General features: G+C 70.8%; 18 protein-coding genes. 9 read left to right on the top strand and 9 right to left on the bottom strand.

Features of this window, described 5'->3' with window-relative positions; all coding sequences use genetic code 11:
• The first annotated feature begins 54 nt into the window (after positions 1 to 54).
• Both AB0B68_RS00090 and AB0B68_RS00085 read left to right on the top strand, forming a co-directional pair.
• Complete coding sequence (locus AB0B68_RS00090) at positions 55 to 816, top strand: M23 family metallopeptidase (RefSeq protein WP_357257035.1); 762 nt, start codon at positions 55 to 57, stop codon at positions 814 to 816.
• A 1-nt stretch (position 817) separates the two neighbouring features.
• Positions 818 to 1,891 (top strand): PHP domain-containing protein, encoded by a 1,074-nt coding sequence (locus AB0B68_RS00085; RefSeq protein WP_357206097.1) that lies wholly within the window; start codon positions 818 to 820, stop codon positions 1,889 to 1,891.
• A 29-nt stretch (positions 1,892 to 1,920) separates the two neighbouring features.
• Here the strand turns inward: AB0B68_RS00085 and AB0B68_RS00080 are convergent, their stop codons facing one another.
• Positions 1,921 to 2,901, bottom strand: coding sequence for a DMT family transporter (locus tag AB0B68_RS00080; RefSeq protein ID WP_357257032.1), 981 nt, complete (start codon positions 2,899 to 2,901; stop codon positions 1,921 to 1,923).
• Positions 2,902 to 3,031: 130 nt separating this feature from the next.
• Here AB0B68_RS00080 and AB0B68_RS00075 point away from each other — a divergent pair, with 130 nt between their 5' ends.
• The gene (locus tag AB0B68_RS00075) at positions 3,032 to 4,702 is read left to right on the top strand and encodes a DUF885 domain-containing protein (RefSeq protein WP_357206101.1); all 1,671 of its coding nucleotides are present in this window, start codon (positions 3,032 to 3,034) and stop codon (positions 4,700 to 4,702) included.
• Between the two features lie 70 nt (positions 4,703 to 4,772).
• Here the strand turns inward: AB0B68_RS00075 and AB0B68_RS00070 are convergent, their stop codons facing one another.
• Together AB0B68_RS00070 and AB0B68_RS00065 are read right to left on the bottom strand one after the other, a co-directional pair.
• Positions 4,773 to 6,317: a DUF6114 domain-containing protein gene (locus tag AB0B68_RS00070; RefSeq protein WP_357257029.1), complete on the bottom strand. Its 1,545-nt coding sequence runs from the start codon at positions 6,315 to 6,317 to the stop codon at positions 4,773 to 4,775.
• Positions 6,318 to 6,391: 74 nt separating this feature from the next.
• Positions 6,392 to 7,006 carry a DUF6230 family protein gene (locus AB0B68_RS00065; RefSeq protein WP_357204048.1) on the bottom strand — a complete coding sequence of 205 codons (615 nt, stop codon included), beginning with the start codon at positions 7,004 to 7,006 and terminating at the stop codon, positions 6,392 to 6,394.
• A gap of 400 nt (positions 7,007 to 7,406) precedes the next feature.
• On the opposite strand from AB0B68_RS00065, the gene AB0B68_RS00060 reads away from it, so the two are divergent.
• Positions 7,407 to 8,144, top strand: coding sequence for a class I SAM-dependent methyltransferase (locus AB0B68_RS00060; protein ID WP_357257026.1), 738 nt, complete (start codon positions 7,407 to 7,409; stop codon positions 8,142 to 8,144).
• 76 nt (positions 8,145 to 8,220) lie between these two features.
• Here AB0B68_RS00060 and AB0B68_RS00055 read toward each other — a convergent pair whose 3' ends face one another.
• Positions 8,221 to 9,426 (bottom strand): DUF3068 domain-containing protein, encoded by a 1,206-nt coding sequence (locus tag AB0B68_RS00055; protein ID WP_357204044.1) that lies wholly within the window; start codon positions 9,424 to 9,426, stop codon positions 8,221 to 8,223.
• 111 nt (positions 9,427 to 9,537) lie between these two features.
• Here AB0B68_RS00055 and AB0B68_RS00050 point away from each other — a divergent pair, with 111 nt between their 5' ends.
• Positions 9,538 to 10,794 (top strand): acyltransferase, encoded by a 1,257-nt coding sequence (locus AB0B68_RS00050; RefSeq protein WP_357257022.1) that lies wholly within the window; start codon positions 9,538 to 9,540, stop codon positions 10,792 to 10,794.
• A gap of 116 nt (positions 10,795 to 10,910) precedes the next feature.
• Positions 10,911 to 12,089, top strand: coding sequence for a glycosyltransferase family 4 protein (locus AB0B68_RS00045; RefSeq protein WP_357204052.1), 1,179 nt, complete (start codon positions 10,911 to 10,913; stop codon positions 12,087 to 12,089).
• On the opposite strand, the gene AB0B68_RS00040 is transcribed toward AB0B68_RS00045, so the two are convergent.
• The 3 genes from AB0B68_RS00040 to AB0B68_RS00030 are packed head-to-tail and all read right to left on the bottom strand — an operon-like array spanning position 12,074 to position 15,897.
• On the bottom strand, positions 12,074 to 12,268 hold the full coding sequence (locus AB0B68_RS00040) for a hypothetical protein (RefSeq protein WP_124858362.1): 195 nt from the start codon (positions 12,266 to 12,268) through the stop codon (positions 12,074 to 12,076). The two genes, AB0B68_RS00045 and AB0B68_RS00040, sit on opposite strands and share 16 nt — an antisense overlap.
• Positions 12,269 to 12,303: 35 nt before the next feature.
• Positions 12,304 to 14,013 carry a hypothetical protein gene (locus AB0B68_RS00035; RefSeq protein WP_357257019.1) on the bottom strand — a complete coding sequence of 570 codons (1,710 nt, stop codon included), beginning with the start codon at positions 14,011 to 14,013 and terminating at the stop codon, positions 12,304 to 12,306.
• Positions 14,014 to 15,897, bottom strand: coding sequence for a hypothetical protein (locus AB0B68_RS00030; RefSeq protein ID WP_357204037.1), 1,884 nt, complete (start codon positions 15,895 to 15,897; stop codon positions 14,014 to 14,016).
• Between the two features lie 161 nt (positions 15,898 to 16,058).
• Between AB0B68_RS00030 and AB0B68_RS00025 the strand changes: the two genes are divergently transcribed.
• Together AB0B68_RS00025 and AB0B68_RS00020 are read left to right on the top strand one after the other, a co-directional pair.
• A complete protein-coding gene (locus AB0B68_RS00025; RefSeq protein ID WP_357257016.1) occupies positions 16,059 to 20,420 on the top strand; it encodes an alpha-(1->3)-arabinofuranosyltransferase in 4,362 nt (1,453 codons plus the stop codon).
• Entirely contained in the window at positions 20,417 to 21,802 is a 1,386-nt protein-coding gene (locus tag AB0B68_RS00020; protein WP_357257013.1) for a polysaccharide biosynthesis protein, read from the top strand. Before AB0B68_RS00025 ends, AB0B68_RS00020 begins: the two co-directional genes overlap by 4 nt.
• On the opposite strand, the gene nudC is transcribed toward AB0B68_RS00020, so the two are convergent.
• Positions 21,699 to 22,616 carry an NAD(+) diphosphatase gene (gene nudC / locus AB0B68_RS00015; RefSeq protein ID WP_357257010.1) on the bottom strand — a complete coding sequence of 306 codons (918 nt, stop codon included), beginning with the start codon at positions 22,614 to 22,616 and terminating at the stop codon, positions 21,699 to 21,701. The genes AB0B68_RS00020 and nudC overlap by 104 nt on opposite strands.
• A gap of 182 nt (positions 22,617 to 22,798) precedes the next feature.
• Here nudC and AB0B68_RS00010 point away from each other — a divergent pair, with 182 nt between their 5' ends.
• Entirely contained in the window at positions 22,799 to 24,616 is a 1,818-nt protein-coding gene (locus AB0B68_RS00010) for a VanW family protein (protein WP_357204029.1), read from the top strand.
• A 26-nt stretch (positions 24,617 to 24,642) separates the two neighbouring features.
• Here AB0B68_RS00010 and AB0B68_RS00005 read toward each other — a convergent pair whose 3' ends face one another.
• A complete protein-coding gene (locus AB0B68_RS00005; RefSeq protein ID WP_357204027.1) occupies positions 24,643 to 24,909 on the bottom strand; it encodes a hypothetical protein in 267 nt (88 codons plus the stop codon).
• Positions 24,910 to 25,102 lie beyond the last annotated feature (193 nt).

Below are 25,102 nucleotides of genomic sequence, written 5' to 3'. Positions count from 1 at the left end.
CTCCCTCACGCGTGCCGCTCGTGCCCACGGTACCGGCTCTGCCAGGATGACCGGATGTCCTCGCCGACGATCAGCCGCCGCGCTCGTCCGGCGTACCCGATCCTGCTGTTGCTCGCCCCGGTGCTGGCTGCCGGCTGCGCGACCACCCGGCCGGGGGTGCCCGACGGTGCCGCGCCGACGCCACAGTCGGTCTGGGCGACCGCCGACCAGCCGGCGTCGCAGCCGCCCACGCCGGCGGCGACCGACCCGGGCTCCCCGGCGCCGTCGGCGGCCAGGCCGTCGGCGGCGGCACCCCGCGCAGGGCTGAAGCATGTCTTTCCGGTACGCGCCGACAACGTCGACTACCACCCGACGCACGGGGCGTACCCGGCGACGGACCTCTTCGCCGACTGCGGCGAGCCGTTCGTGGCGGTGACCGACGGGACGGTGCTGGAGGTGAGCCGAGTGGACCGGTACCGCAAGCGTGGGCCGCAGGGCCCGGACAACGGCGGCCTGTCGGTCGCCCTGCTCGGGGACGACGGGGTGCGCTACTACGGCTCGCACCTGAGCGTCGTGACCGGCGGCATCGACGCCGGGGTGCGGGTCCGCGCCGGGCAGCAGCTCGGCAAGGTGGGCCGCACGGGCAACGCGAACAACGTGTGTCATGTGCACTTCGGCATCTCGCCGGCGTGCGCGGGCAAGGACGGCTGGTGGATCCGGCGCGGGGTGATCTGGCCGGCGCGTTACCTGGACTCCTGGCGGCGCGGCGGCAACCGGGAGCCGGCCACCGAGGTCACCGCGTGGCAACGCAAGCGCGGTTGCCCGAAGGCGCCCTGACATGGCTCGCGCGAGAGATCCCATCGCCGACCTGCGCCGGATCGCCTTCCTGTTGGAACGGGCGAACGAGGCCACCTACCGGGTGCGCGCGTTCCGATCGGCGGCGAAGGCGCTGGCCGGCATGCCTGCGGCCGAGCTGACCGAACGGGCCGGCAACGGCACGCTCACCGAACTGGCCGGGGTCGGTGACGTCACGGCCCGTTGCGTGGCGGAGTCCCTCGCCGGTGAGGAACCGGTCTACCTCCGCCGTCTGGTGGCGACCGAGGGCAGCGACCTGGACGCCGAGGCCACGGCGCTCCGCGCCGCCCTGCGCGGCGACTGTCACACCCACTCGGACTGGTCCGACGGCGGCTCACCCATCGAGGAGATGGCGTTGGCCGCTGTGGAGTTGGGCCACGAGTACCTGGTGCTGACCGACCACTCGCCCCGGCTGACGGTGGCCCGGGGGCTGACCGCGGAGCGGCTGCGCCGGCAGCTCGACCATGTGGCGCAGGTGAACGCGGCGCTGCCCGAGGGATTCCGGATCCTCACCGGGATCGAGGTGGACATCCTCGCCGACGGTTCCCTGGACCAGGACGACGACCTGTTGGCGCGGCTCGACGTGGTGGTCGGGTCGGTGCACAGCGGCCTGAAGGACGAGCGGTCGAAGATGACCCGGCGCATGCTGAAGGCGGTCGCCAATCCGCACCTGGACATCCTCGGGCACGTCACCGGCCGGATGGTGTCGTCCCGCCCGGCCGGCGTGACCGGTCCGGGCGATCGGGGGCACCGCGCGCGGACCAGAGCGGAGAGCGACTTCGACGCGGACGCCGTCTTCGCCGCCTGCGCCGAGCACGACACCGCCGTCGAGATCAACTCTCGGCCGGAGCGGCAGGACCCGCCGAAGCGCCTGATCCGTCGGGCCCTGGAGGCCGGCTGCCGGTTCGCCATCAACACCGACGCGCACGCGCCCGGTCAACTCGACTGGCAACGGTTCGGCTGTGAACGCGCCGCCCTCTGCGGCGTCCCCGCCGACCGCGTGATCAACACCTGGTCGGCGGAGCAACTGGTGGCCTGGACGCACACCCGCACCTGACCCCCGGCGCTGATCGAAACTGTGGTCAGTCAGCTGCGGACGGGTTCGGCGGCGGGTGTGGCGGGAGCGCCGACGCCGACGACCGGGCTGCTCCGGCGACGACTGAACATCCCCTGCGAGACCGCGACCCCGAGCAGCACGATCAGCGCGCCGACCGGCTGGTGCCAGTTGAGTCGTTCGTCGAGCGCCAGCGCACCGATCAGCACCGCGAAGATCGGGACCAGGTACGTGACAGTGGACGCGGTGCTCGCGCCGGCCAGCCGGATGTTACGCATGTTGATCACGAACGCGAGCCCGGTGCCGAGCGCGCCGAGGGTCAGCACACTTGCCACCACCCCCGCGGACAGCTCCGTGGGCAGCGGCGGCAGGCCGGCGACGAAGGGGGCGACGATGGCCAGCTGCGCGGCCGCGAGCAGCAGTTGCGCGGTGGAGAGCGACAAGCCTGAGTACGCGCTGTCGGCGACGAACCGCTTCTGGTACGGGATGGCCACGCCGTAGCAGGCCGCCGCACCGAAGCACATCAGCTGCCCCGTGAAGTGCGCCCCGCCGATGCCCTCCCAGACCCCGAGCACCACCAGCACCCCGACGAAGCCCAACCCGAGCCCGACCGCACGGCGCACTGTGAGCCGCTCGGTGCGGAAGACCAGCACCGCCAGCGGCAGCACGATCAGCGGCGTGGTGGCGTTCCAGATGCCGGCCAGCATCGACTCGACCCGCTGCTCGCCGTAGCCGAAGAGGGTGAACGGCACGGCCACGCCAAAGGCGGCGACGACGGTCAGGTGCGCCCAGACCCGAGGCTCGTGGGGCAGCCGGTCGCGCAGCACTGCGAGGACCACCAGCAGGGTCAACGCGCCGGCGACGACCCGGTAGAGGGTGAGTTGGACCGGGTGCAGCTCGGCCACCCCGACCTTGATGAAAAGAAAGCTGGAACCCCAGATCGCGGCGAGGGCGACAAAGCCGGGCAGCCAGGCGCGGGCCGGCGCTTTGTCAGGAGTGGTATCGGTGTTCACCCCTGACACTCTGCCGCAACCGTACGACAAAGTCGCGCGCCTTTCGGCAGTCACGCCGTGCCTGAACCCGCAGCTCCAACACGACAAACGTCAGCGACACGGGGGTGGGGTGGTCACGTAGGGTCGCAGCGTGGGACGAATTGATGAACTCGCCAACCGCTACGTGGCCGAGTGGGCGCCGTTGAGCCCCACCGGCGCGACCTTCGTCGGCATCGCCGGCCATGACGACCAGCTCGACGACCTCTCGCCCGACGGCTACGGTGCGCGCGCGGACCTCACCCGCCGGACCCTGGCCGAGCTGGAGGTGACCGAGCCGGAAAACGAATCGGAACGGACCGCCAAGGAGGCCATGCAGGAGCGGCTCGGCCTGGACCTTGCCCGGTACGACGCCGGTGAGGTGACCAGCGAGGTCAGCGTGATCACCAGCGGGCTGCACGAGATCCGCATGGTGTTCGACCTGATGCCCACCGCGACCAGCGACGAGAAGGCCAACATCGCCGCCCGGCTCAACGGCTTCGGTGCCGCGCTGGAGGGCTACAAGACCACGCTGCGCGAGGCGCTCGCCGCCGGTGAGGTCAGCTCGAAGGTGCAGTTGGTCGAGGTGGCCAAGCAGTGCGACATCTGGGTCGACCCGACCGGTGACAACTTCTTCCACGGGCTGGTCGAGCGGCTCGGGGCGGAGGGCACGCTCGGGGCGGAACTGCGCCGGGGTGCGGCGGCGGCGACCGCCGCGACCGCCGAGTTCGGCCAGTTCCTGCGTACCGAGATGGCCCCGCACGGGCGGGACAAGCAGGCCGCCGGTCGGGAGCGCTACGAGCTCGCCTCGCAGTACTTTCTCGGCGCCAAGGTCGACCTGGACGAGACGTACGCCTGGGGCTTCGCCGAGCTGGCCCGCCTGGAGGCGGAGATGCGGGTCGTGGCGGGGCGCATCGCCGGCTCCGGTGCCACCGTCGACGAGGCCGTGACCACGTTGGACGCCGACCCGGCCCGGACCATCCAGGGCAAGGAGGCATTCCGGGACTGGATGCAGGCGCTGGCCGACAAGGCGATCAGCGAACTGCACGGCACCCACTTCGACATCCCCGAGCAGGTCCGCCGCATCGAGTGCTGCCTCGCCCCGACCAGCGACGGTGCCATCTACTACACCGGCCCGAGCGAGGACTTCTCCCGCCCGGGTCGGATGTGGTGGGCGGTGCCGCAGGGCATCAGCGACTTCTCCACCTGGCGAGAGGTGACGACGGTCTACCACGAGGGCGTGCCGGGTCACCACCTCCAGGTGGCGCAGACCGCCGTCCGGGCCGACCTGCTCAACCGCTGGCAGCGGCTGCTCTGCTGGGTCTCCGGGCACGGTGAGGGCTGGGCGCTCTACTCGGAGCGGCTGATGGACGAGTTGGGCTACCTGGAGGATCCGGGCGACAAGCTGGGCATGCTCGACGGCCAGGCGATGCGCGCGGCACGGGTCATCGTGGACATCGGCATGCACCTGGAGCTGGAGATCCCGAAGGACAATCCGTTCGGTTTCCACCCGGGCGAGCGGTGGACGCCCGAGCTGGGCTGGGAGTTCATGCGGGCGCACTGCCGGGTTCCGGACGAGAACCTGCGCTTCGAGCTGAACCGCTACCTGGGTTGGCCGGGGCAGGCGCCGTCGTACAAGGTGGGTGAGCGGATCTGGCTCCAGGCCCGCGAGGACGCCAAGGCCCGCAAGGGCGCCGATTTCGACCTGCGGGAGTTCCACCGGCAGGCGTTGGACCTGGGCGCCCTGGGTCTCGACCCGCTGCGCCGGGCGCTGGCCCGACTCTGAGTCGCTGATGGCTCCCGGTGCTGGCGGCTCGTCCTACCGCCACACCGGGAGCCATCGGAGCGGGTGTCGTTCAACCGAGGGCCAGTGCCAACGACGGCCGGGCGGTCAGCGTGTCGCTGGTGACGTACGCCAGATCCATCACCGGGTCGGTGAACGTGATCGAGATCGGCAGGGTGACCGGGATTCCGTCCGGCAACGGCAGGTCCGGGGTCAAGGTGAGCTTGATGCCGAGCAGCTTGCCGACGAACCGGGTGGAGTAGAAGGCCACGTCACCGCGGACGGTCAGCCGGTCGGTCTTGTATCGCTGGGTGCGCCCGTCGGGGCCGTCGGCGACCAGCAGGAAGTCGTCGGTCACCGCCTCCCGCATGCTGAACTTCAGCACCTTGAGGCTGCCCTTCTCGGTCCGCAGTTCGGTGGTCCCGTCGAACCGCAGCCCGGTCATGGTGACCTTGGAGCCGGTGAGCTTGGACGGCATCTGGCCCACCATTGGCAGATTCGGGTCGGCCGCGATGCGGGGCAGCAGCTTGCCCGGCTCCGCTTTGTCTGGCTTGTCGGGTGTCGTGGCCCCGGGCTTTTCTGACCCGCCCGGGTTCGGTGACGGGCAGGCCGTGGACCCGGGACGGTCCGTCGGCCTGACTGTCGGCTTCGCCGACGGGCTGGCGGTCGGGGTAGCCGACGGCGTCGCGGTCTTCTCGTTGCGTCCACCGGTGAGCAGGTCCCCGATCTCGTCCAGGATGTCGGTGATGATGTTGCCGTCCCGCTCCGGGCTGGCGCTCGGTGTCGGGGTCGGCGTCCTGGTGATGGGAGTGGTGGCGCTGGGCGACGGCGCGCCGGACCGGGACGGGGTCGGGCAGGCGGTCGCGGCGGGTCGGGTCGGTGCGGCCTGCACCGCTCTGGGCTGGGTGGCCAGGCCGGTCGCGGCGAGGCCCAGCACCAGCAGTGCGACTCCGAACACCCGAGGATCAGCAGAACGTCCCGGCCACTCGGGGGGTGCGCCCGCGTCGGTCGCGTCGCCCGCCGGGCGGTCCACCGGTTCGCCGGCCGCGTCGGCCTGCACGACTCCGATCCGCTCCGTGTCGAGCCGTTCGACTCTGCGCTGCTCGGCGTGGGGCTGATCCGCGTCCGCCTGATCCGTGCCGTGCTGATCCGCCTCCGCCTGATCCGCATCGACCCGTTCGGCGACGGGCAGTTCGGTGTCGGACAGTTCAGCAACGGTTGGCGCGGGTCGGATCGGGGTCCAGGCGAAGGCGAGCGCGCTGCCGACGATGCCGAGCAGCAGACCGACGAAGAAGCCGCCGAGGTTGAGTCCGATCAGCGAGTAGACCGATGTGACCGCCGCGACGACCGAGTAGAACAGCCGCTGCGCCGGGCTCAACCAGAGCAGCAGGGCGCAGGTCACCAGGATGACCGGGATCAGGAGCGAGAGCAGACCGGTGGCTCCGCTGTGGAAGCTCAGGCCGTTGATCGTCATCCGGGTGGAGGCGAACATCGCCACCCCAGCCAGGGCGATGAAGAGACCACCCCAGAACGGTCGGCTCCGCTGCCAGCGGCGGAAGGTATGCCACGCCTGGGCCGCACCGCCGGGCCGGGCGTGGGACGCGTTCGCGGTTGTCACGTACTCCTCCTGGCGGAGCGGGACGGGGACAGGGCCGGGGCCCGCGGTGGTCGGCCAGCGCGGACCCAGTCACCTCAGAAGCACTCCTTGCCCTTGGCGTCATCGCCCACGTTGACCTTCAACCGGAGGCCGACCAGGTTGAAGGTGGCCGCCGTGGTGTAGCGGGACACCTGCTGCAGGTTCGTGATGGTGACGTGGTCGGAATTCTGGCCGAACGAACCCTTCTGCGCCGTCGCGTTCAGGTCCGTCGCGTCCCGGCCAATCTTGATGTTGGTGAACGTCGCGTTGCCGTCGAGCGAGTCCATGGCGATCAGCAGGTCCTTGGCCCGGGCAGGCTCCTTGCCCTCACCGGCGTTGATGGTGAGCACCACCGGCAGGCCGGGCAGGTCGGAGCGGACGGACTGGCAGAGGTTGTAGAGCTCTGCGCTGCTGATCTCGGCGACGGCGATCGGGTGGGTCTTGCCGTTCTCACCCTTCTCGCGGACGACGCCGCCGTACTGCTTGAAGCCGTCGCCCTCGAGACGGGCCGCGCCGATCTTGAACGTCTGTCCGGACACGGTGACGTCGGACGCGATGGCGCCGGTCGACATGCCGAACAGGATGGCGCCGACGGCGGCGGTGGCGGGGACCGCCATGGCGGCGAACCGCCGCCACCGGGTACGACCCTGATCCTCAAACCGATCCTGCACGGGTTCCTCCTCAGGTGGCCGGTCCCGGACTGGCGGCCTCGCACCGGGCCCGTCATGTGTTACCGGCGGGTAACGATCGAGCCTGATCGTGCACCCGTTGCGGCGCGGCTCACAACCCCCTGGCCATCCGGCGGTAACACGAGGGCGACCCAACAGCAGCTCGACGTCACGAATCGTGGAATTACCCGTGTGGATAGAAGCCTCTCCGTATGGCAAATACGGCAAAACCCTGCACCCCGACAGCGGAGAGTGGCAGCGCATCGACGAATTACAATTCGATAACGGATGTAAAGTACGCAGGTCGCGGAGAGCCGTTCGGCTCGTCCTCTCGTCCGAACATCCAGGCGATCCCGGAGACAGCAGGACCCCACCGAACGGCCCGAGGTCCTAGGGTTTCGGCGTGCATCTGAACGACGTGCGACGCCACTGGACCAAGCTCGGAGCCGAAGATCCACTCTGGGCCGTACTCGTTGAGCCCGGCAAACGCGGCGGACGGTGGGACGTCGGGGAGTTCCTGGCCACCGGCCGCACCGACGTCGAGGAGACGGCCGGCCAACTTCGCCAACTCGGTCTGCCCACCCGCTGGGAGCGGGTGCTCGACTTCGGCTGCGGCGTCGGGCGACTGTCGCAGGCACTCGCCCCACACGCGGACGAGGTCGTCGGTGTGGACATCGCTCCGACCATGCTGGAGGCCGCCCGGCGACTGAACAGCGCCGAGAACATCCGGTTCGTCCTCAACGACGCACCGGACCTGAGCCAGTTTCCCGATGGTCACTTCGACCTGGTCTACAGCGCCCTGGTGTTGCAACATCTGCCGCGCCCCGCGATCGATCACTATTTGGCCGAGTTCCTGCGCGTGTTGCGGCCAGGCGGCACCGCCGTCGTCGGGTTGCCGACCGAGCGGGGACGTACGGCCAAGGGCATCGTCTGGCATCTGGCGCCGTCCCGCCTGATCAGCTGGGCACAGTGCCACCTGCTCAACTATCCGGCGCCGATGAAGATGACGGTCGTCCCGCACACCGACATGGTGCGACTCATGGCCGCACACGGCGGGGACATCGTCGGGCAGTGGCGCGATCTGCTGTACAGCGAGGACTGGGTCTGCACGCGGTACGCCGTGCGCCGCGCAGGGCATTAGAGGCAGGTGCCGCTCCACGACTGAGGGGTGGACCGCATCGCGGCCCACCCCCCGGTCGTGCTTCCTGTCGTACCCGTCAGCGCTGCTCCACCTCGCCGTGCGCCGCGCGCTGGGTCGGCACCGTCGGGTCCTCGGACTTCCAGTTCGTCGACGCCGGCGGGATCTCGTCGGTCAGTGGACCGCCTGCGGGCTCGGTCCTGGGCTGCTCGGCGGTCTCCGCGTCGCGTACCGGTTCCTGGTCCACCCGGGTCCGAGTCGGGTCGGTGCCGGGTGCCACAGCCGGGTCGGCGCGGTGCCGGGCAGCACCGTCGTTGGTCCGCGTCACCAGCCATACGCCGACGACGAGGGCGATCAGACCAAGGACGCCGGCGGCGATCGGGCCCCAGAAACTGATCAGGCCGATCTTGAAGCGGTTGTCCTTGACCGTGTCGACACTGCGAGTGACAGTGTCGTCGTTGTAGTTGAAGTCCGCGTCCAACAGCACCGTGGCGGTGCCGGTGTCGGGGCGCAACTCCTTGTTCTGCTGTTCCCGGACGTTCACGTAGGAGCCCGTCACCGGGTCGATCCAGAGCGTACGGGTGTTGCTGTAGACGATCTGACCGCTGGTGGCGCCGGGGGCGAACCTGCCGAGCAGCGGCTTGAGGCTCGCCTCCGGGGTGTTCAACACCTCGTTCTCGATTCGCTGCTCGAAGCGGTACGCCTCGATGCCCTTGATCTTTTCCGTGCCGACGAACTTGGCCGGGACGGCCCGCTTCAGGTCACGGTCGAAAACCTGGTAGGCCCGCTTGTCGGTGCCGAACGGGAACTTGTAGATCTGGCCGGAGTAACTCACGTTGCCGACCGGAGTCTGCTCCGCGCCGCTCTCGTTGAGCCACTGCTCCTTCCACGGGGCGGCCGCGCCGGAGATCCGGTCGAGGGCCAGCTCGGTGCTGTACTGGCTGACCACATCCGAGGTGTCGGAACGCCTGACCGTCTGGTAGACGTCCCAGATCACCGCGTCGCCCTTGAGTTCCTCGGGTAGCCGGTCCCTCGTGTCGTCCGGCTGAGGAATGACCTCGACGCTGGAGACGAGGTCACCTTGCAGGACCTCGATGCTCACCGACTCGCCGACACGAGTGATCTTCAGGAACTTGGCGTTCTTCGCCTCCGCGACGGACGTCGTTGGTTCAAGATCATAAGGGAGCTTGGTCACGGAGGGGGCCACGTAGAACGGCAGCCCAGCCGCGAAGACCAGCAACAAAACACCGAGCCCGAAGAGCGCGGCGCCCACGCGAAGCTTCACTCATCCTCCTGTAGCCTGCCGCCCTACGACCTGTTGTCCGGGGCACCCGATCCTTAACATGGCGGGAGGTTACTCCCCGGTCACCTTCAAAGCGACCCCCTGGATGTCCAGATGTCCACAGCCGCCGCGCCAACAGTTCCGCAGACTTCGGTAACCGACCGACTCCCCGCCCTCGACGCGCTGCGAGCAATTGGCGCTGTGGCGGTCGTCGGTCACCACGTCGGGTTTCAGACCGCCGCCACCATGAACACCACGTGGGGCGGATGGCTGGCCCGGCTCGACGTCGGCGTTGCCATCTTCTTCGTGCTCTCCGGATTCCTGCTGTTCCGACCGTGGGCACTGAGCGCCGCAACGGGACAGGCCCGACCGCGCGCCGGGCGGTACCTCTGGCGGCGGGCCCTACGAATCCTGCCGGCCTACTGGCTGGCGGTGCTGGTCTGCCTGATCGTCCTGCCGCAGAATCAGCCGGCGTCCGCTGGTGACTGGATTCGCCACCTCACCTTCACCCAGATCTACGGGCCGGGCCAGTTGCGCTCCGGGCTCACCCAGACCTGGAGCCTCGCCACCGAGGTCGCGTTCTACCTGATCCTGCCGCTGGTAGCCGTGCTCGCTGTTGGTCGGTCATGGCGTCCCGTCCGAACCGTCGTGATCGTCGGCGGGGGTTTGTTGATTACTGCGGGATGGCTCGCCCTCTTGGGGTTCGGCTGGCTCAGCAACGGCCTGCACACCATGTGGCTCCCCTCGTACGCCGCCTGGTTCGGCGCAGGGATGGCCCTGGCGGCGGCGCACGTCGCCCTGCGCACCGGGACCGCGCCCGTCGCCTTCCGCGTACTGGACGACCTCGCTTCCGCACCGATTGCCTGCTGGGCAGCGGCGGTCGGCCTGATGGCGATCGCGACGACGCCCATCGCCGGCCCCCGCGACCTCGCCGGCCCGACAGCCTCCGAGTTCGCCGTCAAGCTGGCCCTCTACCTCGCGATCGCGACACTGATCCTGATCCCGGTGGCCTTCGGTGGGCGGACGCGGGTCAAGGAGGTCTTCGGCGCCGAGTCCGCCCGATGGCTCGGCACCGTCTCGTACGGACTGTTCCTCTGGCACCCGCTGGTCATCGAATTGATCTACCTGATCGACGACCGACCGCTCTTCACCGGCGGGCTGTTCAACACCTTCGCGCTCACCATGGTCTTCGGTCTGGTGTACGCCACCGTCAGCTACTACGGCGTCGAGCGGCCCCTGCAGGTGCTCGGATCGCAGCGTCGAAAGCGACCGGCCAGGCGCGGGCAGGCGTCCGGCACACCCGCCGTCGACGTGGCCGCACCGGCAGTCGCGGCGCCGACGGTCACGCCGGCACCCACGGTCAACGCGTAGCGCCAGTCGATCAGCGCTGCCCCATAGGGGCATTGCCGGCCGGCATCCCAGCCCCTAGTGTGACGCGCGTCCCTAAATTACTTGAGAGTAGGGTTCGCGTGGAGCGTCGCTTCGGCATGCCCGGACACGTGCTGTTCCTCAACTGGCGAGACACCCGTAACCCCGAGGGTGGCGGTTCCGAGGTGTACGTGGAACGGATCGCCGCCGAGTTGGTGTCGCGCGGTTTCCGCGCCACCCTCTTCTGCGCCGCCCACAGCGAGGCACCCGGCGACGAGGTCAACGAGGCAGGCGTCCGGCTGGTGCGGCGCGGCGGCAGACACACCGTCTACCTCTGGGCGGCGCTCTGCTACCTGGCCGGCGCAGTGGGCGTAGGCCCAATGTCGAGCCGCCGGGGCGGCCGGCCCGACATCCTGGTCGACGTCTGCAACGGGTTGCCGTTCCTCTCCCCGCTGTGGACACGGCGCCCGGTGGTCAAGCTGATCCACCACGTGCATCGCGAGCAGTGGCCGGTGGTCCTTCCGCAGTGGGCCGCCCGGTTCGGCTGGTGGGTCGAGTCGTCGCTCGCCGTGCGCGTCTACCGGCGGTGCCGATACGTCACCGTCTCCGAGGCCACCCGTAGAGAACTGGCCGTGCTGGGAGTACCGCCGGAGCAGGTCGCCGTGGTGCACAACGGCACCCCGGCGCTGCCCCGCACCGACGCCGAGCGGGCGCCGTTCCCGCTGCTCGTGACGCTGAATCGGCTGGTGCCACACAAGCGGGTCGAGGTGGCGTTGCGGGCGGTCGCGGCCCTCGCCGACGAGTTGCCTCAGCTGCGGCTGGTCGTCGCCGGCCAGGGCTGGTGGGAGTCGCACCTGCGCGAGCTCGCCGCGGAGCTGGACATCACCGAGCGGGTGGATTTCCGGGGCTTCGTGACGGAGGAGGAAAAAGCCGCTCTGCTCGCCTCGGCCTGGGTCGCCCTGACCCCGTCACTCAAGGAGGGCTGGGGCCTGACGATTGTCGAGGCGGGTTCCGCGGGCACGCCAACGGTCGCGTTCCGGGAAGCGGGCGGGGTCGCCGAAGCTGTCGTGGACGGGCGTACCGGCCTGCTGGCCGATGACATCGACGATTACCTGGCGAAGGTGCGCACACTTCTGCACGAGGACGAAATGCGGCGGGAGATGGGGGCGCAGGCCCGGGAGCACGCGGCGAGCTTCACCTGGCAGGCCGCGGGTAGGCACTTCGCGGACCTGCTGGACGGTGTGGAGTCGCCCCGCCCAGTGCAGCAGCGGGGCGAGCCGTCCTACCTGTCGCCGTAGACCACGGGGGCGTACGGGTCCTTCTTTCCGGCACGCTTGGCCGCTTCCGAAACACTCTTGGCCTCGTTGGCCGCCTCTTTGTCGGTGGCGGTCGCGGCGGCCGAGAGCCCGCCGAGGGCCAGGATCCCCAGCAACGCCGCCACCATGCCGGAGACGACCAGGGTCAGAGCTCTACGCATGCCAATCCTCCAATGGCGAGACGTGCGAGCGGACGTTACCACGCAGTAGGGCGCCGGTGTAGTGCCGAAATGGCGGCAGCCATGACCACCAGAAGGGCAGCGCCGAGCGCCATCACGACTGCCCACGCACCTCGTCCAGGGGGGTTCGATTCCGGAGGAACAGCGGGATTTCGGTAGAGGGTGAGAGACGGTCCCTCGTGAACGGCTTCGAGATCACGAAGGGTCGCAGGGTCGACCTCGCTGGGCAGTTGGTGATGCACCACCACCCAGCGCACGCCGGTGGCCGAGACGGGCCGCCCTTCGGCCAACACCCGGCGCACCTCGCGGAGCCGTGGATTCTCCCCGGCCACCGCGACATCGCCGACCCGCAGTGTGTCGTCGGTCAGCACCGTCCCCGGCAGATAGCGCGGCAACGGATCCAGGACGACACGTCCCGGGTTCCACGGGTAGGCCCGGTAGGCGGACAGCGGCAGCGCGAGGATCTCCCCCGGCTCGCCGGCCACCCGCTCGGCGACCACCTGCCAGTCCGCCGGATAGCTCACCGGACGAAGCCGGCCGGCACCGCCGAAGGCGAGGTCCGGCATGACGGCCACCGGCAGGAGCAGCAGGCCGACCAGAACCACCCCCGCCACCTCCCGGTCGATCCTGGACACCAGCCGCTCGGCTCCCAACGCGGCACACACCACCAGCAGCAGGGCGTACGGGGCCAGGAACTTCTGGCCGTCTCGAAGCAGCCCCGCACCCGGCAGATGCACCACCGCCCAGCGCAACGCGGCGGCCCCGCCGGGGAGCACCCCGAGGGCAGCGAGAATGCAGGCGATCCCAGCGAGCACCGCCAGCCGCACCGCCGCACCCGGGGGCAGCCGACGCCGCAGCAGGCCGCCACCGACACCGGCCAGGATCAGCAGGAGCAGGGTCGCCAGCGGCACCAGCGGTGCCGCGCGACTGGAGGGGGTCGCCTGTGCGCTCCAGACGCCACCCGTACCCGCGAGCGCCACCAGCGGACCGGCCCAGTTCTCCGAACGCGCCGCGAACGCCGCCACCCCCGCCGGATCGGATGACCCGCCGGCACCGGTGACCAGGGCCGCGGTCACCCAGGGGGCGTTGAGTAACGCGATGCCGCCCACCACGAGCGCCGACCGGCGAAGGCGCGTCCGGTCCCACACCAGCAGGACCACCGTGCCCAACGCGATCAACCCGCCGGTCGGGGTGATCGCGGCGGGAGCGGCGGCGAGCACCACCCGAGCGAGCGCGCCGTCACGACCCGCTCGCAGGTCCAGCGCCGCCCGGACCAACCAGGGCAGCGCGGCGTACGCGAGCAGCAGCCCCCACTGTCCGATCAGCAGCCGCTCGGCAAGGTAGGGCGTCCACGCGTACGCCACCGCGGCGAGCAACCGGACCGCGAGCCGTTCGGTCGGCACCAGACGGCCGGCGCCGACCGCGGCCAGGAGAACCGCCCCACCGAGCGCCACCCGCTGCACCGCCCAGCCGGGCACGAGCTGGGTGACCAGGGACATCAGTGCGTCCATCGGCACCGCCCGGGGCAGAGTCTGCGCCGGGGCGACGAGATCCCAACTCAACGGCTGCCGGGGTACGAACACCATGTCGTACAGCAGCGCGTAGCCGGGTGCCGCGAGCGGGGCCAGCACCAGCACCGTGACAGCCGCCGCAACGGCGTACAGCGGCAGCGCGTCCCGCACCCGCCGCACCGGTGAAGCCCCGACGCCGGTGGTCTGCTCAACCATTCACGGTGCCGGCACCGCGCGGCCGACGGTGATCAGTTGGGTGCACACCCTGACCCCCGAGGTGCTCACGGTGACCTCGACGGCGTCCCCAGCCCCCTCCAGCAGGAAGAACACGTCGTTCAGCCCCCGCTTCAGGGTGATCACCCGGACGCTGTCCCCGAGACGGAAGATTGCCGTCGAGTCGCCCGAACTGACATAGCCGAAATGGATCGCGTACGGCCACTCCTCCAGGTACCCGTCCAACGGGATCCGGGCGGGCTGACCACCCTCTGCCAGGTGCCCACAGTCGGGCACCGTGCCGGGCACGACCTTCCGCCCCTGAACCACGACCGGACGAATCCGGCCGAAGTCGTCGAACATGAACGGTTTCTCGGCCTCCTCCACGAAGGTGGGTCGACGCTCGGCCGGGCGGAAGAAGTGCGACTGGAGATTGTCCGGCCAGAAGTAGCCGGCGATGACGCGGTCCGGGACGGTGGTTTCCAGGAAAACGGTGCCCGGCGCCGCGGCGGCAAGCTCGATCTGCGTCGTCGCGAGGTAGTCCCGTCCGTACTTGGTGCTCCAGTTGTCCCCGAAACGGGCCGTGCTCCACAGCGTGCCCACCCCGATGGTGGCCAGGACGACGATTATCGAGACCAGGCCGACCGCGAAGGCACCCGGCTCCCGCAGAACGGTCGGCACCGGCCACGCGGACACGTCCTCCTCATCGGCGTCCTTCGTCCCCAACAGGGCCGCGCCGACACAGATCGCGGCGACCAGCACCACGTCGGCGACGTACCGGGGAATGATGCCCACGAACGAGCCGAGCGGCCCACCGAGGCGGGTCACGGCGAAGAGCGCGGCGACCAGCCCGAGGTAGCACGCGAGCAGCAGCCAGGCCCGCCGGGCCGACGGGCGCCGCCGCGCGGTGACCACGATGAGAGCCCCCAGCACCGCCCAGGACAGCCACTTGGCGATGTCGTACGGGTTCACGGCCGGAGGACCGTCACCGGCGTACGCCCAACGCCAGGGGCCACCGAGCAGACCCGGAACGACGGTTTCGCCGACCAGATCACCGAGGAATTTGAGGACCTGACCGACGGATGTGGGCTCGTCCAACTCGCGGGCGGGACGGGTCAGATAGAACGCCAGGTACGCCCCCGAGAGCGCACCGAGCACCAGCCACGCCGGCCAGTGTCGGCGGACCGTCGTCACCAGGCTGCGCCAGGCGCCGCCCGACGTGAAGAGGAAGACGGTCAGCAGGAACAGCAGCGGCACGATCAGCAGGGACTTGGTGTCGAAGAGCAGGCCGAACACCACCCACAGGACGACCGCCACGAGGTGCCGCAGCCGGCCGGTCCGCACGTACCAGACCTGGGCCGTCGCCGCCATGACCAGGGCCAACTGCATCGGCATCACGAGCAGCCCGACCAGCCACAGCGAGGAAACCTCGAGCGTCAGCGGGCTGAACACGAACAGGCACAGCGGGATGAGCAGCCCCCAGCCCGGCCGGAGCAGATGGCGCAGCAAGCGGTAGACGGCGAACCCGATCGCCGCCTGGCCGACCGCCAGCAGCACCACCCAGGGCCAGGTGACAAAGCCCGCCACCCGCACCATCGCCCACGCCACCAGCAGGCCGCCGGGCATGAGGTGGTTGTTGAAGGTACGCAGGAGGAAGTCCGCGTCCAACCGGGTGTCGAGGACCTGGGCAGCGATGACGAACTCGTCCTGCGAGAACCAGCCACGGGTGGCAAGGCCGGCGCGCCACGCGACGGACACGACGATGAGGGCGATCGCTACCGCGCGGACGCGGTCGGCGCGGAACCATCGGCCGACCGGCCCCGGCCGGTCGCCATCGGACGCGACGCGTTCCGGACGCGTCTCGGCCTCAGCTTCTGGCATTGACATGGTCGGCAGCCTGCCACACGCTTACACGCCGTGGGGACGGCCGTTCTCCCGATAACGCCACCGCAGCGCCCCTGGTCGCCCGTCCGTGCCCGGTCCGGATAACGTCGCGCGACAGTCGTCGGCTGCAGGTGCGCGTCCGGCCGGTGAAGACAGGAGCCGAAATGCGTGCAGAGGTGACCAGTGGCGCCGCCCCGGGGTCCAGTCGAAGCCGGCACACGGCCCGACGGTTCCGGCACCTGGTCATCTGCATCGCGCTGACCGCCCTCGCATTCCAGCAGGCCCCGGGTCAGGTCGTTCCCGACACCAAGGTCGACCTGAGCGTCAACCCGGCCGGCTGGCTGCTCCGCTCGCTGCACCTCTGGGACCCCACCGGCACGTTCGGTCAGCTACAGAACCAGGCATACGGATATCTCTGGCCGATGGGCCCGTTCTTCCTGCTCGGATCGGAACTCGGCCTCGCGCCGTGGGTGGTCCAGCGGCTGTGGTGGGCGCTGATCTTCTGTGTCGCCTACCTGGGAGTGGTACGGCTGGCGGGCAGGCTCGGCATCGGCACGCCCGCCGGACGCATGATCGCCGGTGTCGCCTTCGCGCTGTCACCCCGCATCCTCACCCAGCTCGGCTACGCCTCGGTGGAGTCCTGGCCCAGCGCCATCGCCCCCTGGGTGCTCATCCCGCTGGTGGGCCTCGCCCGCGGCACCCCCCTGCGGCGCGCCGTCGCCGGGTCGGCCGTCGCCGTCGCCTGCGCCGGTGGAGTCAACGCCACAGCCGTGGCCGCGGTAGTGCCACTAGCCCTGCTCTGGCTCGCCACCCTCCAACCCGTACGCCGCCGCGTCACCGCCATCGCCGCCTGGTGTGGCGCGGTGGCGCTGGCCACGGCGTGGTGGTTGATTCCGCTGCTCGTTCTGGGGCGGTACAGCCCACCCTTCCTGGACTACATCGAGACCGCCCGGAACACGACCAGCGTCACTGACGCGGTGACGACGCTCCGCGGCGCCTCCTACTGGCTCGCCTACCTGGCCTCCCCGTTCGGGTCGATCCTTCCGGCCGGCGCACGGCTCGCCAACGAGGTGCTACTGGTCGCCGCCACCCTGGTGGTCGCCGCCCTCGGTGTGCTCGGGCTGTCCCGACGGGGGATGCCGCACCGCCGGTTCCTCATCACCGGTCTGGTGCTCGGCGTCGCGCTCGTCGGTCTCGGGCACGTCGGTGACCTGCCGAACATCCTCGCCGGGCCGCAGCGGGAGTTCCTCGACGGCGTCGGCGCACCCCTGCGCAACGTGCACAAGTTCGACGTCCTGCTCCGCCTGCCCCTGGCCCTGGGCATGGCGCACCTGATCGGCCTGGCCGTCCGCGCGGCACGCACCGCGCCCGAGCAGCATCGCCCACGAACGGTCGCGCGCGCCTGGCTCACGGCCGGGGTGGCCATGGTCGCCGTCACGGCGGTTGCCACGCCCGCACTTGCCGGCGGTCTCGCCACGCCAACCGGCGTCAAGGCGGTGCCCGGCTACTGGCATGAGGCCACCGACTGGCTCGACGCGAACACCGGGCGCGGGCGGGTGCTCGTCGTACCCGGGGCACGCTTCCCCTCGTACGACTGGGGCAACACCACCGATGAGATCGCCCAGCCGCTGCTGAACAGCAGGTGGGCGGTACGCAACGCCATCCCCTTCACCCCACCGACCACGATCCGGCTGCTGGACGCGATCGAGTCGACACTCGCCACCGGCTCCGGCTCGACCGGGCTGGCCGACCTGCTCGCCCGGTCCGGGATCAGCCACGTCCTGTTCCGCGCCGACCTTGACCACGGCCGCTCCGACACGGCCCGCCCGGCAGTGGTCCGGCAGGCGCTGGAGCGCTCACCCGGGTTGACCCGCGTCACCTCCTTCGGCCCCCTGCGCGGCGGGCCCTCGTCCCCGGACGAGTTCCGCGACCAGGGGCTCGACGTGCCCGTCCGGGCGTTGGAGGTCTACCGGGTCGACCGGCAAGTCGAGCCGGTCGTCGCATACGACAGCGACGCCGTGACCACCGTGGTGGGCGGCCCCGAATCGCTCCTCGACCTCGCCGCGGCAGGGCAGCTCGGCGCGGCGCCAACGGTCCTGGCGGGCGATGCGGCGGCTGCCGGCGTTGCCGGTCCGGTCGCGATGACCGACGGGCTGCGCAGGCGGGACGTGTCATTCGGCCGAGCGCGCGACAACGCCTCACAGACCCTCACCGCCGACGACACCTTCGAGGTGACGGCACCCGCCCACGACTACCTGCCCGAGTGGGGAGCGCAGCAGTCCACCGTCGCTCGTTTCGAGGGCATCAGCGCGATCCGCGCGTCGACCGCCCGCTCGCAGGTGGACTCCCCCGGCGGCGCCCGCCCCGAGCACCAGCCGTACGCGGCGATGGACGGCAATCCCGAAACCTCCTGGCAGTCCGCGCCGTACTCGCCCAGCGACCGCCAGTGGGTCGAGGTGGACCTCGCCAACCCGACACGGGTCACCCGGGTCGAGGTCTGGTTCGACGTGAAAGCCGACGCCCTGCCCACGAAGGTGACCGTCACCGCCGGGTACGAGAGCCGCACCGTCGAACAGTTCAGCGACCACATGGTCTTCGAACTACCCGGCGTCCACGCCACCCGCGCGGTCCAGATCACGATCGACGACGCGTACGACCTCCGCTCGCTCGGCAACAGGTCGGTCGGCATCGCCGAGATCAAGATTCCCGGCATCCAGACCAGCCGGACCCTCGTCCTTCCCGCCGCACCGGCCACCGACCGGCCGGCGACCGTCGTCGTGGCGGCGGCGCCCACCACACCGGCCTGCTTCTCCGTCGACGGCCACCCTCGCTGCTCCACCGACGCCGTCCGCGGTTCCGAGGACGCCTCCACCATCGACCGGACCCTCACCCTGCCCGCCGCCGGCGCGTATGACGCCAAGCTGTGGGCGCGGCCGACGGCCGGCCCGGACCTGGACAACACTCTCGACAAGCTGGTGGCCGACGCACAGCCGCTGCGCCTCGCCGCGCAGGTCAGCGCCTCCTCAACGGCCGTTGCCGACCCGACCGGTCGGGCCGGCGCGGCGCTCGACGGGGACCCGACCACCAGTTGGTCACCGGCGGTCAGCGACGAGGCACCGATCCTGCGCCTCACGTGGCTCAAGCCGCAGACCATCACCGGGCTCAGGTTCTCCGTCGCCGACGGCGCAGCCGCCACCCGCCTCGGCAGTGTGCGGGTGGTCGGCGACGACGGTTTCCGAAGCAGCTTGCTCGGCGACGACGGGTTCCTTCGCCTGGACCCGCCGATGCGGACCGACGAAATCACCATCCAGTTCCTCGACAAGCCGTCCGCCACGAGCACGGACCCGTACAAGCTGCGGTTGCCGGAGAAGCTGCCCGTCGCGGTCGGCGAGGTGACCGTGCTGCCCGGAGCGACCATCGTCAAACCGCGCCTCGACGCACCCCTGACGCTGGCCTGCGGGTCGGGCCCGACGCTGCAGATCGGCGCGTCCCGGGTTACCACCACGCTCCGCGGCACACTCCGCGACCTGCTGGAACTGCGCGAGATGCCGGTGACGCCGTGCGGGCGGGTCACGCCCCGACAGCTTGACCTGGGCCGCGGGGAGCATCGCCTCGTGACCACACCGAGCAAGCTCGCGTCGCCGACTCGGGTCGCCCTGGTGCCGCGGACGCCCACGCCGACCCCGGCGGCGGTCGCCGGCACCATTGAGGTGGGCTCCTGGGGAGCCACCGAACGACGGGTACGGGTGGTCGATCACCCCGTCGACCGCGTACTCGCCGTGCGGGAGAACACCAACACCGGCTGGGAGGCGACCATCGGCGGGCGGACGCTGAAGCCGCTGGTGGTGGACGGATGGCAGCAGGGCTGGATCCTTCCCGCTGGCACCTCCGGGGAGGTGGTACTCCGCTTCGCCCCGGACACGACGTACCGGGCGGGCCTTCTGCTCGGCGGCATCCTGCTGGCGGTGGTGGTCCTCCTCGCGGTGCTGCCCGCCCGGCAGCCCACCGGGCGCACGTCGTCGACCGCCGTACCGCGGGGCCGTCGTCGGGTCACCCGATCCCTGCCGTTGTTGGCCGTCGGTGCCGCCGCGCTGGTGTTGTGGAGCGGTTTCATCGGCGGACTGCTGGTCGCGGCGGGGTTCATGCTGGCGGTACCCGGCCCACGCCGCCTGCCCTGGCCAGCCGACCCACGTCGGGCCAGGACGATCAGCCGGGCCGTCGAGACGTGGCTCCCCGGCGTGCTCGTCCTGCTCGCCGGGTGGCTCTATCTCAATTCGACGCAACGCAACACCGACGCCCTGTTGCAACTCATGATCGTCGTCGCCCTGGGCGCTCTCTGGCTCTCCACCACCGCCCGACGGCGGCCCGTACGCCGGGCCAGGCCGACCGCCGTGACCTCGGCCGTTGCGGCGACTGCGCTGGTCGGGGAGGAGTCAAACCCGGACCCGACCGAACCTGACCCGACCAAGCCGGACCCGGCGGGGCCGGCCGACGGGCAGCTTCCGACCTTCTCGGAGGTCACGTGAGCCCTCGGCGACCCGTCCGTCCGACGGCAATGGAGCGGACGGCGGAGACGGAGCGGACGGCGGAGACGGAGCGGACGGCAGAGGCGGAGGATCCGGGCCGACGGAACAACGGTCTGGGCGCCGCAGGGATCAGCATCACCCTGGCCGGGGTGCTGGTCAACGGCCTGGCCTACCTGGTGCCGGTCCTGGCCGCCCGGCGGCTCGACCCGGCCGACCTCAGCGTGCTCGCCGCCGCCCTCGGTCTGGTGGCCATCGTCGGTGTGCCCGGGCTCGGCCTGCAACTGGCCGTCGCCGTGCACCGCGCCCGGCACGGCGCATCCGACACTCGGCGGCTCACCGCGGTCACCGCCGCAGTGTGCGCGGGAACCCTCGTCGCGGCGACACCCCTGCTGGTCATCGCCCTGGATCTCCCGGTCGAGATGCCCGCGCTGCTGGCGGTCACCACCGCGGCGATCGTGCTCTCCTCGCGCTCCCTCGGAGAGTTGCAGGGAAGCCAACGCTTCGTACGACTCGCCATCGGGATGGCGGTGCTCGCCGCCGGCCGCTACGGCGGCGTGATCGCCGGGTTGCTGCTCGGCACGGGCCCGACCGGCGCGCTGGCGGTCGGCGCGTTGACCGCCGCCCTCACCCCTGCGGTGCTGGCCCGACTCGCCCGCGAGCCGCAACGGTCATCCACCGCCCCACGGCTGACCGTCGCTCAGGTCGTTGCCGGCTGCGGTGCGACACTGGCGATGCTCGTCGTCTCCTACGCCGACCTGCTGCTGTCCCGGCAACTGCTGCCCCCGTCGGATTCCGGGGCGTACTCGGTCGGCACCGTCCTGAGCAAGGGCGCGCTCTGGGCACCGCAGGTAGCCGCCGTCCTCGCCCTACCGAGGCTGGCCCGCGGTGACCGGCGCAGCCGAACTGTCGCGCTCGCGGTGACAGGCGGGTGCGGCGTGGTGCTCGTTCTCGCCTCGACGCTCGCCGGGGGGCTCGCCTTCCGTCTCGCCGGTGGGCCCGGCTACGACCACCTGGGCCGGTACGCGCCCCTCTTCGCGGCGGTCGGTGCGCTCTACGCGGTGACGTTCGTGCTGCTCAACGACCGCCTCGCGGCCGGCGCGCGCTGGGCGGCGGCACCGCTGTGGCTGGGCGTGGCCGGCCTGGTGGCCGTCACCGCGACCCTCCGGCCCCACACCGTCCCCGGTCTCCTCCTCGCGGCCCTGGGCACGGCCATCGGCACCACCGCGCTGATGGCGGTGACGGCGCGTCGGCCCGCCCCGGTTCCGGCGGCCGACCCGACTAGCCCTCCGCCAGCCAGTCCGTCAGCAGTCGGTGGTCGATCGAGTCCACCCGACCGAGCGGGCGACCCGAGGCCACCCGGTCCCGCAGCTCCGCCCGGGTGAACCAGCGCGCCTCCAGCAACTCCTCGCCGTCCACGCGTACCTCGTCGGAGGTGGCGGTGGCCCGGAAGCCCACCATCAGGCCGGCGGGGAACGGCCACGCCTGTGACCCCTGGTAGGTCACATCGGTGACGGTCACGCCCGCCTCCTCGCCCATCTCCCGACGGACCGCGTCCTCCAGGCTCTCGCCGATCTCGACGAAGCCGGCCAGCGTCGAGTACGCGTCCTCGGCCCCGCCCGCGTGCCGGGCCAGCAGACAGCGCCCCGACCGACCGGGTGCCTCGACCAACACGATGATGGCCGGCTCGATCCGGGGGAACAGCAGACGTCCGCACCCCGTGCCGGTGCAGGTTCGCAGGTGCCCGCCACCGCCGGCGACGGCCGGCGCGCCACACGTCCCGCAGAATTGCTGCTGCCGGTGCCAGTGCAACAAACCCCTGGCGTACGCCAGGACGGCCGCCTCGCCGTGTTCGAGCCGCCCGACCAGTGCCCGCACGTCGACGGACCGCACCGCACCGGCCATCTCGACGGCGGACTGCTCGGGTAGCGCCGAGAGGTCCGCTGCGAACACGGCGGCCTCCCCGTCGAGCCCCAGGAAGACGGTCTCGCCGGCGGCGGACCGGACCAGTGCCGCGCGTTCCGCGCTGAGCCGGACCGGCCCGTGCCCGTCGACGAGACAACGGTCCCGCCACATCGGCAACAGCACGGCGGTCGACCCGGTGAGCAGCGCGTCCAACCGCGTCGGATCGGTGCGCAACGGTCCCGCCCGGTCCAGCGATCCGCCCCCGTACGCCAACACCCGCTCCGCAGTGCCCACCCGGTCACCGTGCCACGTCGATGATCGGCCGTCGGCACCGCCCCCGGGCCGATGCGACACGCCGAACGACACGCGGTAGCAGCGCTGGCTGGGCGCAGCCGACGAGGACGGCCGGGCATTCGTTACCGTAGGTGGCTCCGGGAGGGAGGACCTCCCGCGGCACCCTGGCGATCGAGGTTGCAGTGACGCTGTACGGCGAAAACAGTCCACCCGCCGACGACCGGCCCACCGTGCAGGTCACCGCGGTCACCTGGCCGGACGGACCTGAGCCGGTCACCACAGCCGCCCCCGGCGAGCCGGACGGCGGCCCGCGCCGGCCGCGTCGGGTGCGCATGCTGCTCGCCGCGGGCATCACCGGTGGCGTCCTCGCCGCCGTGGCGGGTGCCGGCGCCTGGGCGTACGCCGGTGATGTTCCCCGTGGCACCAGCGTGCTCGGCACCGAACTGGGCGGCCGGAGCCGCGCGGACGCCGACCGGGAGTTGCGGGCGGAGCTGGACCGGCGGGCGGCAACGCTGGCCACACCGCTGAAGGTCACCGTCGACGGGCGCACCGCCGAGATCAACCCCGCCGACGTGGGGCTGACCGTCGACGTGCCGGCGACCGTCGCGGCAGCCGCCGAGGCCGACGCACACCCGGTCAGCCGGTTGGTCGGCTCCCGCACCGTCGAGCCCGTGGTGACCGTCGACGTGGACCGGTTGGACGACGCCCTCCGTAAGGTGCTCGGCGACCAGGCCCAGGGCATGACGATGCCGGCGATCACCTATCAGGGCACCACGCCGAAGGTCGTCCAGCCCAAGCCCGGGTTGGCTCTGAACCCGGAGCGTTCCGCCGAGGTGGTCCGCACCGGCTGGTTGGCCGGCGCCCCGGTCACCGTTCCCCTTGTGGAAACCCACCCGGCGACCACCGCCGAGGAGTTGGACCGGATGGTCAGCGAGCTGGCGAAGCCGGCGGTCGCCGCACCGGTCACCCTGCGGACGAACAAGGGCCAGGTGACGATCCCGCCCGCCGCCATCGCGAAGAGCCTCCGGTTCGGTGCCGACAAGACCGGCAAGCTCACCCCCTCGGTGGACGTCAAGCGGCTGCGGGCGGCGCTCGGCGACAAGCTGACCGCCATCGAGGTGCCGCCGAAGGACGCCACGATGACCATCTCCGGTGGCCGGCCGACCGCCAAGGAGGGGAAAGCCGGGCAGCAGCTGGACACGGCAGCCCTCGGTCGAGACCTGCTGGCCGCGCTGCCGAAGGTGGACGGCCGCGAGGTGACCGGCGAGTTGAAGCCGACGCCGCCGCAACTCACCGGGGAGAAGCTCGCCGGGCTGGGCATCAAGGAGCGGGTGTCGACCTTCACCACCCGGTTCACCGGCGGCATGGCCTCGTCGCGCAGCCAGAACATCGCGACCATCGCGAGGAAGGTCGACGGCACTGTCGTACTGCCGGGGAAGACGTTCTCGCTCAACGGGCACACCGGCGAACGCGGCTACGCCCAGGGCTACCGGGACGCACCCGTCATCCTCGACGGCAAGCTGGTGCCGGGCGTCGGCGGCGGCACCTCGCAGTTCACCACCACCCTGTTCAACGCCACCTACTACGCGGGCCTGGAGGACGTCGAGCACAAGCCGCACTCGTACTGGTTCGACAGGTACCCGGCGGTCATCGAGTCGACAATCTTCTGGCCGAATCTGGACTTCAAGTTCCGCAACAACACCGAGTACGGCGTGCTCATCGACACGTCGTACACGTCGAGCACGATCACCGTGTCGATCTGGAGCACGAAGATCTACGACAGCGTGAAGACCGAGTACGGGCCGCGCCGCAACATCACCACGCCGAAGCAGATCCACCTGACTCCCGGCCCCTCGTGCATCGAGACCAACGGCATCAACGGCTTCACCCAGGACGCCTTCCGGGTCATCAAGAAGGGCGGCGCGGTGGTCAAGCGGGAGAAGTTCACCTGGCGCTACGACGCGGAGCCCCGCTACGTCTGCGGACCGAAGACGTCCTGAAGCCCGAGTCCGGCTGGAGTCTGGGGTCAGCTCAGGTCTCGGGTCAGCTCGGCGGCGTTGTCGCCGAGCTCATTGCGCTTGCCACCCTGTGGTGGCATCGGTACAGCGCGACTCTCCTGCACCCGGATCTCGGCCCGGAACCGGTGCGCCGCGGGGTGCCACATCTCCTCGAACGGACCCATGACCTCGCCACCGATACCCCGGCGACGAACCCGGGACGCGAGCCACCAGAGGGTGCCCAGGACCGCCGCCAGGCAGCCCACGAACACCACCATTATCAGGACCTCATCCACAGGCCGAGCCTAGCCCTGGGCGCCAGGCCCAGCGCCGAACCACAAACCCCAGGACGTCGGCCCTTGCCCTCTATCCCCTGACCTGACCCCCTCACCCGCAAGATCGTGCAACATCCTGGATGTAGTGGTCTCCACACACCACGAAACGACTACAACCAGGATCGAGCGTGACCTTGACGGGTCTCCGGGTTCA

The sequence above is a fragment of the Micromonospora sp. NPDC049049 genome (assembly GCF_040649115.1).
Taxonomy (GTDB): domain Bacteria; phylum Actinomycetota; class Actinomycetes; order Mycobacteriales; family Micromonosporaceae; genus Micromonospora.
The sequence above is the reverse complement of the archived record's forward strand: the minus strand, read 5'-3'. Positions and strand labels throughout refer to the sequence as shown.